This is a genomic window from Corynebacterium tuscaniense DNF00037, from assembly GCF_000759055.1.
GTDB lineage: Bacteria > Actinomycetota > Actinomycetes > Mycobacteriales > Mycobacteriaceae > Corynebacterium > Corynebacterium tuscaniense.
In genome coordinates, this window is sequence record NZ_JRNG01000063.1 from 1 (window position 1) to 7,784 (window position 7,784).

8 protein-coding genes and 1 pseudogene are annotated in these 7,784 nt (G+C 62.6%); 5 read left to right on the top strand and 4 right to left on the bottom strand.

Features of this window, described 5'->3' with window-relative positions:
* Window positions 1–301: 301 nt before the first annotated feature.
* The 3 genes and pseudogenes from HMPREF2129_RS10200 (at window position 302) to HMPREF2129_RS11075 (ending at window position 1,905) form a co-directional block, all read left to right on the top strand.
* Window positions 302–1,102: a YwiC-like family protein gene (locus HMPREF2129_RS10200; RefSeq protein WP_052093128.1), complete on the top strand. Its 801-nt coding sequence runs from the start codon at window positions 302–304 to the stop codon at window positions 1,100–1,102.
* Window positions 1,103–1,526: 424 nt separating this feature from the next.
* Window positions 1,527–1,655: pseudogene (locus HMPREF2129_RS10915) on the top strand (NUDIX domain-containing protein); the annotation flags it as partial.
* A 100-nt stretch (window positions 1,656–1,755) separates the two neighbouring features.
* Window positions 1,756–1,905 carry a hypothetical protein gene (locus HMPREF2129_RS11075; protein ID WP_156959283.1) on the top strand — a complete coding sequence of 50 codons (150 nt, stop codon included), beginning with the start codon at window positions 1,756–1,758 and terminating at the stop codon, window positions 1,903–1,905.
* Here the strand turns inward: HMPREF2129_RS11075 and HMPREF2129_RS10205 are convergent.
* Window positions 1,886–2,305 (bottom strand): YbaN family protein, encoded by a 420-nt coding sequence (locus HMPREF2129_RS10205; RefSeq protein ID WP_034666289.1) that lies wholly within the window; start codon window positions 2,303–2,305, stop codon window positions 1,886–1,888. The two genes, HMPREF2129_RS11075 and HMPREF2129_RS10205, sit on opposite strands and share 20 nt — an antisense overlap.
* Window positions 2,306–2,402: 97 nt before the next feature.
* Between HMPREF2129_RS10205 and HMPREF2129_RS11080 the strand changes: the two genes are divergently transcribed.
* Window positions 2,403–2,576: a hypothetical protein gene (locus HMPREF2129_RS11080; RefSeq protein WP_156959284.1), complete on the top strand. Its 174-nt coding sequence runs from the start codon at window positions 2,403–2,405 to the stop codon at window positions 2,574–2,576.
* On the opposite strand, the gene HMPREF2129_RS10210 is transcribed toward HMPREF2129_RS11080, so the two are convergent.
* Genes HMPREF2129_RS10210 through HMPREF2129_RS10220 form a run of 3 tightly spaced genes read right to left on the bottom strand, consistent with a single transcriptional unit; the run spans window position 2,573 to window position 6,420 of the window.
* The gene (locus HMPREF2129_RS10210) at window positions 2,573–3,049 is read right to left on the bottom strand and encodes a response regulator (protein WP_034666291.1); all 477 of its coding nucleotides are present in this window, start codon (window positions 3,047–3,049) and stop codon (window positions 2,573–2,575) included. The two genes, HMPREF2129_RS11080 and HMPREF2129_RS10210, sit on opposite strands and share 4 nt — an antisense overlap.
* Complete coding sequence (locus HMPREF2129_RS10215) at window positions 3,046–4,959, bottom strand: sensor histidine kinase (RefSeq protein WP_052093129.1); 1,914 nt, start codon at window positions 4,957–4,959, stop codon at window positions 3,046–3,048. The genes HMPREF2129_RS10210 and HMPREF2129_RS10215 overlap by 4 nt, the downstream gene beginning before the upstream one ends.
* Window positions 4,960–6,420, bottom strand: a complete 1,461-nt coding sequence (locus tag HMPREF2129_RS10220; protein WP_034666292.1) for an SLC13 family permease — start codon at window positions 6,418–6,420, stop codon at window positions 4,960–4,962.
* A gap of 266 nt (window positions 6,421–6,686) precedes the next feature.
* Here HMPREF2129_RS10220 and HMPREF2129_RS10225 point away from each other — a divergent pair, with 266 nt between their 5' ends.
* Window positions 6,687–7,154, top strand: coding sequence for a site-specific integrase (locus HMPREF2129_RS10225; protein WP_269544994.1), 468 nt, complete (start codon window positions 6,687–6,689; stop codon window positions 7,152–7,154).
* Window positions 7,155–7,784 lie beyond the last annotated feature (630 nt).

Below are 7,784 nucleotides of genomic sequence, written 5' to 3' on the forward strand. Positions count from 1 at the left end.
ATAACACGCTTAGGCGGGCTATGTGGTGCACTAGAGACATGATTCTGAATAATTCTAATTGGTTCTCAATGATCGTTTAGGGCGCGGAAATGCGAGGGTTAAGCGGCAAAAGTGTGTCTGGTTCAGCCTGGCGTGGGGGTTAGATCAGGCCTTTCATAAACAACCTGGGCTTTATGGGTTGGTGTGCTTAGCCAGGCCAGGGCCGTCGAAAGACGACAGCGGCGCGGTGCCGGGTGCTTCGAATCGACGGAAAAGACCACGCTAATTGCCCATCACGGATTCGCATCAGTAGGGTGAAAACATGTCGAAGAGCCAGGCGCAGCGTAGCGTGCCGCGCAACCCCCGCACACGCCGACGCTCACCCGGTTGGGTGCCCGACCAACACGGCGCCTGGTTCATGGTCACCGTCCCCGCTATCACTGGTGTCATCCTGGCGCCGTCGTGGACTGCGATTCCCCTGTTGCTGACCTGGTGGCTCGGCTATTTCACGTTTTTCGCCGGCAGCGTCTGGATCCGCTCGCGCTTCCGCGAACGCAACCGGCCCCCGGTCCTTGTCTACGGGTCGCTCGCCGCCATCGCGGGTGTGACAACGCTGATCTTCGACTGGCGGCTTCTCATGTGGGTCCCGGCGTTCGCGCCGTTGGTGGCCATAGCCGTATTCGAGGCATGGAAGCGGCGTCCGAGGTCGCTGTTGTCGGGCGTCTCCACTGTCGTAGCAGCCTGCCTCATCCTGCCGGTGGCCGCGTGGGCCGGGGGAGGCCTGGATGCGGAGGCGTGGGCCGCATTTGCCGTGTACCTGGCGTACTTCGTCGGCACTGTGCCCTACGTGAAGACGCTCATCCGTGAACGCGGCTCCAAGCCCTGGTTCACCGGGTCGGTGGTCTATCACGTCGTCGTGCTTGTCGCCGCCGTCGTCGCCGTGCTCGGCACCGGCGGGCATCCGTTCCACCCAGCGATCATCGTCGTGGCCGTCGTGTTTCTCGCGCGGGCGACGCTGATGCCGATCACCGGCGCACGTCGTGAGAAGCCATGGACGCCGAAGATCGTCGGACTTCTCGACGCCGTCATCACGGTGCTGGTGGTCATCGTCGTGCTGCTCTGAGGCTCCCCATTCGCTGCAGCGTCACTTTGGTGAGCAAATGATAGCGCTACCGGCCGCTGAACTGATTGAAGTTCCGATCGGGATGTAGTTGACGGTTCGACGAATGATCAAAGTATCGACGTACTTCACGGGATGGGGAGACGTGGCGTTCGCGCAGGCAGTAGCGGGTGGCGGCGGAGCTGCCCGCGGGGGAAGTTTTCCAAGCGAAAGCAGTTGGTTTCCACAGTAGGACGTGGTGCATGAACTGCCGGAATGTCCGTTTTTGCTTTGTGGTTTATCCCCGTACGCCACGTGAAGGACGGCCCGGAGGTAGGGCCGTATAAGTCCTTCGGGTGGCGCGAGTCCTAGGCCTTCACCCAGCTTGTAGGGCGATGGGTGTTGGATCTTTCCTCAATATTGTGTTTGCTCTGTGTCCTTGGAGTGAGGGGGGTGGGGACCCATCTCCGGGATTTGCGAACCGGGTGAGGAGATTACGGCGACCGCACTGCGCGAGGTCAAAGAAGAGATTGGTTTTGATGGCCGCATCGAAGCGCTTCTCGGCGTGGGGCAGGTGGCCTCTGCGGCGCGACGACCAGCGCGGCGAGCGCCACAGGATCCTCCGCCAGTAACGCCGCAGGTCAGCAGGATAGTGCGGCGGCTTCATGGGCGCCCCTATGTCGCAGGGCCGCCGCAAGGATGACAAGAAGCAGCGCCCGAAAGCGGTCACCAGTGCGGTTGAGAGGGAGGGCAACATCCACGCCCTGCTTGGCGACGCCCCCTTGGTCAACCCCGGCGTCATCGGCTTCAATGTGCGTGGTCGGTAGGCAGGCCAGCGCGCTGGTGTAGTTCGGCGGCGCGCTCGGGGCGTGGCCGCAGCCGCCAGATGTGCGCGCTCACCCCGGCACCGATCCCGACGAGCAGCAATGCCACCGGCCACAGCCCGACCACCACAATCACCACCCATATGGAGGCGCCCATCCCCAACCAGAGTAGCCCCACAATCCGCAGCTTCTGCGCCCGCGTCAGCTGTCCTGAGTAGTAATCAATAATGAACGGCCCGAACGTGTCATGGCGCAGCAGGTAGCGCTCCATCCTCGGCGAACTCCGCGTGAAGCACATCAGCGCAAGCAGCAGAAACGGCGTCGTGGGCAGGATCGGCAGCCACACGCCGGCCGCGCCCAGGGCGAGCGCCACCAGTCCCACAATCATGTACACGTATCGCATCGTTGCCACATTCTAGCCGCAACATACAACAATAGTTGTATGACTGCCTGCACTATCTTGTACGCCTCGTTCTACGGATCTACCAAGGAATACGCGGATGAGCTTGCAAAACGCCTCGGTACCACCGCCGAGCCAATCCCCGACGCCGACTTCAACCCCGAAGGCCCCATCGTGGTCCTCGCCCCCCATCCATGGCCCGAACAACCCCGGCGCCAGCTTTATCGGCAAGCTTCCCACCCCACTTTTCGGAGCCCGCACCGAGCGCCTCTAGTGACGGCGGACGAGGTCCATCGCGCGCGTCGCGTCGAGGACGTCGAGGTAAGGCAGGGGATCGATGTCCATGTCCTCGACGTAGTCGGTGAGCATGGTGCGCACCACCTGGTGTAGCTCGTCGACGTCCCAGGGCTTGGCAATGTAGTGGTCCAGGTTGGCCTCGTTGACCGCGCGTACCGTGTCGTGCAGCTGCGCCTGGCCGGTGACCAGGACTTTGCGGGTGGCGGCGGTGCGGTCGTCGTCCATCATCTGGACTAGGAACTCCACGCCGGTGGTGCCGGGCATGCGGTGGTCGCAGAGTGCGAGGGCGAGCACGTCGCCGTCTTCGGTGAGCTCGTCGATCACCTCCCAGGCTTCCTCCACGTCGGAGGCGACCTCCACGCGGATGTGCTCGGCAAAGGGCAGCAAGTCGCGCTCAACGGCGGCGCGGACTTCCGCCTCGTCCTCGAGGATAAGGATGGCAAGGTTCATGGTGTGTCTCCTTCGTCGTGTGCGTGCGGGCCGTCAATGGGAAGGCCCACGGTGGCGCAGGTGCCATTTGTTGAAGAGGTCAGTTCGATCGTGCCGTGATGCGCGCTGACGATGCCGCGGCAGATGCTCAGGCCGATACCCATGCCGAAGCGGACCTCCCCATTTTTCGTGGTGAAGCGTGGCTCGAAGAGCTTGTCGATGCGCTCGAGCGGGATGCCGGGGCCGTCGTCAATCACCTCCACGCGTACCCACCCGGGCTTCGGGGCACACGTGCGGATGGTGATGGTGGAGCCTTTGCCGGACTCCTCGATCGCCTCGGCGGCGTTGGAGATCAGGTTCGTCCACACCTGCGCGATCTGCCCAGGCGTACACGTCACGTGCGGCAGTTCGGCAAAATCCCGTTTGACCTCCACACCGCGCAGTTTGTGGGCGATCAGCTGCAGCGTGTCCTCGATGCTTTGGTGCAGGTCCACGTCGGTGACCGGGTCGCCGTCGGGCCGCGCGTATGCGCGTAGCGAGGCCACCAGCTGCGTAATGCGAGTCGATGCGGTGGAGAGGTTGCGCAGGGCAGTGCCTATCGACGCCGCGTGCTCCACCGTCTCGTACTCCAGCTTCCGATTCGCGCGCACCTGTTTGGCAAACTCCGCGTCGTGCAAGCCGGCGAGTACCCAGCGCTGGGCGAGCGCCCGATCGCCGGTGACCTCGGTCAGTTCGCGCCGCAGCGCGCGTGCCTCCTTTGTGCTTACCGCGTGCGAGCTGCGCGCCGCCTCCAGCGCGTGGCTGGTCGCGTCCCGCCACCTGCGGTTGGGGCTGGACGCGATCAGGCCTTCGACGTCTTCGGCGAGGTGCGCTGCGGTGCGCTCGATCGCCGCCATCGGGTTGTTCAGCTCGTGGGCAACGCCTGCGGCGAGTTCGCCGAGGGAGGCGAAGCGCGCCTGGCTCATCAGCTCGCGGCGCGCTGCTTCCAGGTTGTGCAGTGCCGTCGTCAAGCGTGCGCGCTCGTCTTCGAGTTGCGCGGTGAGTTCGTGCTGCTCGATCTGGATGTCCTCGGCGCGGCGCAGGCGGCGGTCGTAGGAGCGCACGAAGAGGATATTGAACAGGCGCGCAAGCTCCGGCTCCTGGCGGATGAGGTAGTCCACCTGCTCGGTGGGCAGCTGGACTGCGACGACCTCGGTGGTGGTACGCGCGGTAAAGAAGCCGACCCGGTTGCTCGCCAGGGCGAGTAGTCCGATGACGTGGCCGGTGGAGGCGTGGTGCATGACGATATCGCCGGCGTCGGTAAAGCGCTGCAAAAGCACCTGGCCCGAAAGGGCGAAGATGACCTCCTCGACGTAGTGGCCCTCCTTGGTCAGGTAGACCCCCGGCGGGAAAGTCAGGCGCGGCTGGTAGCCCAGGTGCATGTCGGCGGCCTTGATGATGCGGCTGATGATCTCCTGGTCGGTCAGCCCTACGTCCAGTTCGGTGACCTCTGGCAGGGCGAAGGTGCCAGCGATAGAGGGGTCGTGCTTGCCGCGCATGTACCAGTAGCGGTTGAGCTGCTGCTGGATGTTGTGCAGGAGTGCTTCTGCCTTGATCGCCGGGGTGAACACGAGCATGTCGAGCCGCCCCATGTCAGTAAGTGCATCCAGGCCCGCGATCTCTGGCGTGGTGGTCAGCACCATGACGCGGGTGTACTCGAAACCGGGCTCGGAGATCAGCTCCAGCAACGGGTGGTCGGGCGCCAAGCCGTCCTCGTGGACGGTGACGGTGACAAGCGCAAGCGGGTCGCCGCCCAGAAGCGAGCGTAGGTGCTCGACATTATCGGCGGCGAGGATGTCATGCGTGGCGCCCAGTGCCTCGTTGACCAGCTGCTGCACGTCGCGGGTGGCCTGGGATTTGCCGACGATGGCGAGGGTGGAGCGCGGCAGCATTTAGACCACCAGCCCCATGAGCTGCCAGACGGGCGGCAGGGCGAAGATCAACAGCAGCGTGGCCACGGTACCGACCACGAGTCCGACTAGCGCCATCTGCGGAATGGAGATTTCCTTGGTGGCGTACGCAATCGCGTTCGGCGGAGTGGAGATTGGCAGCGACATGCCCAGCGAGCAGGCGATTGCCACCACCGCGGCAACCACGAGCGGGTCGATGCCGTCGAGCGAGAGCGCCAACGAGACCGCCAGTGGGACCAGCAGGTTGGCGGCCGCAGAGTGCGAGATGACGTTCGCCATGCCGAAGCCGATCAGGCCCAGAACGGCGAGGATCGCCAGCGCACCCAGGACCTCCCAGCTGACCGAACCGACGAGCCACTCGTCCAGGCCGCTCGCACCCACGCCCGTGCCGAGCGCGATACCACCGGAGACGAGCCACAGCACCGGCCAGTCAAGTGCCTGGACGTCCTTGCCCCTCATCACCTGCAGGCACAACAGTGCCACGACGGGGATGAAGCCGACGGTGTTGGAGGAGATGCCGTGGAGCGGCTCGCTCATCCACAACAGGATGGTCAGACCTGCCACGGTGTAGAAGAGTTTCGCGTCGGTGGCGGTGTTCCATTTCGAGCGCATCTCGATGGAGATGCGCGTCTCAGCGGGGATGAAAACGAGACAGAGAAATACCCAGGCAAAGGCGAGGACAACCAGCATGAAAGGCACCGCCATGAGCATCCAATCCACGAAGGACACACGGATGCCGTGCTCGGCGAGCGCACCGATCGCGATCGCGTTCGGGGGTGTGCCCACCGGGGTGCCGATGCCACCCACGTTGGCAGCGAGCGGGATCGACAGCGCCACGCCGGCGCGCGCTTTGCCCGCGGGCAGCGTCTTGAGAATCGGGATGACGACCGCGAACATCGTCGCTGTGGTGGCCGCGTTCGACATGAACATGCTGAGCACGGCGGTAATCAGCATGAGCCCCAGCACGGTCAGGCGCGCCTTGTCCGGGAAGGGGCGTAGCATGATCGCTGCGAGGTTGCGGTCGAGCCCGAACTTCTCCGCCCCGTGTGCGATCATGAACCCGCCGAGGAAGAGGATGATGACCGGGTGGGCCAGCGCAGAGAAATACGCGGATGCAGGAAGCAGCTGGTCTGCTAGTGCTGGGTCTCCACCGGTGGGGTCGACTAGCGCGCCGTCGGAGAGTAAGAGGACCTCCAGCAGGATGACCAACACCGCCGTGGCCGTGAGCGGCACGGGCTCGAGCACCCAGAAGACGATGGCGAGTAGGAAGATTGACAGCATCCGATGCCCGGGGGTGGGCAGGTCCGGGATCTGGATGAAGAAGGGGATGAGGAAGCAGGCCACGCCCAAGAGCAGGCCCACCAGCTGCTTTTTGCTGAGCTGGGGGCCTTTGCTCGCGAGCGCCGGCGGGCGTTGTTTCGAGCGGCGTTGTGTCTCCACCATGTGTCGAATTCTACCCGCTACAACCAGGGATTACTTGGTTTGGAAGGAGTTCTCTACGACGTCCGCACGCAGGTAGACCTGTGAGCCGTCCTCGCGAAATTTCCCCGCCATCTGTTCAGATGCGCATGGAGCAGAACTTCGGGCCACACATGGAGCAGAAGTGCGCCGTCTTCGCGGGTTCTGCCGACAGCGTCTCGTCGTGGTACGCCTGCGCGGTATCCGGGTCCAAGGAGAGCGCGGGCCTTCGCATTAGTGAGGCGCTTGCGATCACCCGTGAGGACGTCACGGTTACACAGGACTCACTGGCAGTAACGGTGCGGGCAGAACACTCCAAAACTCACCGGGGGCGCACGGTGCTCATGCTTGATTCTCGATGTAAGTGGTTCTGGTTAGAGCGGGTTAAAACAATTGGCCCTGGCGATCCTCTTATCCCGGCACTGGGGGATAAGCATTCACACTGGCGGACGGACAACGCCGTTAAGGCATGTGCGGCGCTTTACAAAGATATTGGCGGCCAACTCGAAGATGAGGCTGTCTCTTCCATGAGATCACACGCCTGGCGCACTGTACTCAACAACCGAGCAATCGCTCGCGGAGTTCCCGCCGAGATCCGCAGCGCATTCTTCGGTCACACCGAAGCGATGAACGTACGGAATTACACTGATCTGATCGATGTTTCGGCCATGCAGTCGGCACTTGAGGGTGGTGCACTAGATGGTGCACTAGGAGGATGATTCTGGATGATTCGAAATGCTTCTGAATGATCGAAAACGCGCTTAAACAGCAAGGTTAGAATCGAATAACACCTGTTAGCCTCGAATGTAATCCGATAACCCAGAGGTCGTCGGTTCGAATCCGGCCCCCGCTATCAAACTTTGACTCCCTACTAGGTGTGAACTGCTCCCCATTAGTTGGACTGAGAAATCAGTTACTGACTAGTGGGGAGTAGTTCAGGCACTTCGCCCGGTGGGGGGTCTTGCGTTCCCGGCAAGAGGGGCTAAGTGAGGTTAGTGCTGGTGGCAAGTAAAGCAAAACCTCCGGAGGAACACAGAGTCCATGTTTGCGAACCCGAACCCGGAGGACTTCAAGATTCAGAATGCATTCTGATGTATCTGCTGCAATAACCTGACTCGGGTAATGAGTTTCGCTCCGGTAGAGGGCATTGCCTTTCGGGATAACCTCCAAACACCTCATGCGCCGAACAGGAGATGCCCCTGGCGACCACCGCCATCTAACTGTCTAACCAACCTGAGGTTACCCTCGTTTAGTGGACACCCAACTTGTACGGATGTTGTGTCCGTAGGAGAGGATGTTCATTGTGAGCCAGCAACGCAAGAAGTACACGCCGGAGTACCGGCGTGAGG